Source organism: Actinoplanes sp. NPDC048988, assembly GCF_043197815.1.
Taxonomy (GTDB): Bacteria; Actinomycetota; Actinomycetes; order Mycobacteriales; family Micromonosporaceae; genus Actinoplanes.
The window spans coordinates 1-1,594 of the sequence record NZ_JBICTW010000036.1; the positions used below are offsets into that span (position 1 = coordinate 1).

Below are 1,594 nucleotides of genomic sequence, written 5' to 3' on the forward strand. Positions count from 1 at the left end.
CTAGCTTGAGTTTTAACGTGCAGCTGTGCGGCATCGACCCCGGCTGATCATGAGGACAGCCCTTGATCGATCATCTCTTCTTGTCTAGGGAAGAAAAACCGAATCAAGGGCTGTCTGATGATCAGTGTGCCTGATGTCGATCCAGGTGATGCTTTCGGGCGTCTGGCCGGGTTCAGGGCCGAGTTTCACCGTTGTCTCACCGCACGTGGCGACGCGTTGTTTGAGCTGGCAGACGCGATGTTGTGCGGAGACACACCGGTGCGTTCGCTGGCCGAGTTGTCGTTGGCGGGACAGCATCGGCGTGGTCACGGAGCGATGTATGCGGGCCTGAATCGGGGCCGGATCGATGTCGACCGGTTGCGCACCGCGCTGGCCGCGGTGCCGGTGCCACGCGCCGCGGACGGCCGGATCGTGCTCGCGGTCGACGTGACCTGCTGGCTGCGCCCGGAGGCACACACCAGCCCTGGCCGGGTGTTATGTCACACCTACGGACGGGCCAAGGACGCCCACATCGGGGTCCCGGGCTGGCCGTATTCGGTGGTCGTCGCCCTCGAAACGGGACGTCACTCATGGACCGCACCGCTGGACGCCCGCCGGCTTGCCCCGGGAGACGATGCCGCCACGATCACCGCCGGGCAGTTACGCGACGTCGTGCAACGCCTCATCAGCGCCGGGCAGTGGCAGCCCGGCGAGCCCGACATCTGGATCGTCGCGGACGCCGGCTACGACGGACCAAGACTAGCGTTGCTGTTGCGGGATCTGCCGGTGAAAGTACTGGTCCGGATGCGCTCAGATCGAGTCCTGCGCCGCCCTGCCCCACCCCGCGAACCCGGCACGATGGGCCGCACGAAACGCCACGGAGACGAGTTCATCTTCGGTGACCCCGCCAGCTGGGGCACTCCCGACACGACCATCACGACCGACACCCGCCTCTACGGCACCGCAACTGTCCTGGCCTGGCAACGACTGCATCCACGTCTAACCCATCGCACCGCCTGGATCGGCCATGCCGGCGTTCTGCCGGTCATCGAAGGCACCGTCATCCTGCTACGCGTCGAACGGCTCCCTTCGGGCGCCACCGCGAAACCGGTCTGGCTGTGGGCCTCAATCGCCGACGCCGACAACAACACTGTCAACGTGCTCTGGCAAGCCTTCCTGCGCCGCTTCGATATCGAGCACACCTTCCGCATGCTCAAACAGACCCTCGGCTGGACCAGCCCGAAACTACGCGACCCGGCCGCCGCCGACCGATGGACCTGGCTCCTACTCGCCGCTTACACCCAACTACGCCTGGCCCGAACCCTGGTCGCTGACCTACGCCGGCCCTGGGAACGCCCCGCCCCACCGCAACGCCTAACCCCAGCCCGCGTCCGGCGAGGATTTCGGCACCTGCACGCACAAGCAGGCACTCCCACCAGGGCACCAAAACCCGCACGACCAGGCCCCGGCCGACCATCCGGGCGCCGGAACACCCGGCCAGCAACCCGCCACGACGTCCACATCGTCACCAGGAACGATCGCCCGAAAAGCACACCCAGAAAGAAGCCCTCAACCACTCCACGGCCACGCCGAACAGGTTAAAACTCAAGCTAGG

General features: G+C 66.0%; 1 protein-coding gene. It reads left to right on the forward strand.

Annotated elements, in window-relative coordinates:
- Positions 1 to 117: 117 nt before the first annotated feature.
- Entirely contained in the window at positions 118 to 1,581 is a 1,464-nt protein-coding gene (locus tag ACGFJ7_RS46770) for an NF041680 family putative transposase (RefSeq protein WP_392649042.1), read from the forward strand.
- Positions 1,582 to 1,594 lie beyond the last annotated feature (13 nt).

Coding starts and splice junctions, on each gene's coding strand:
- ACGFJ7_RS46770 (WP_392649042.1), top strand. CDS start 118: ATGATCAGTGTGCCTGATGTCGATCCAGGTGATGCTTTCGGGCGTCTG.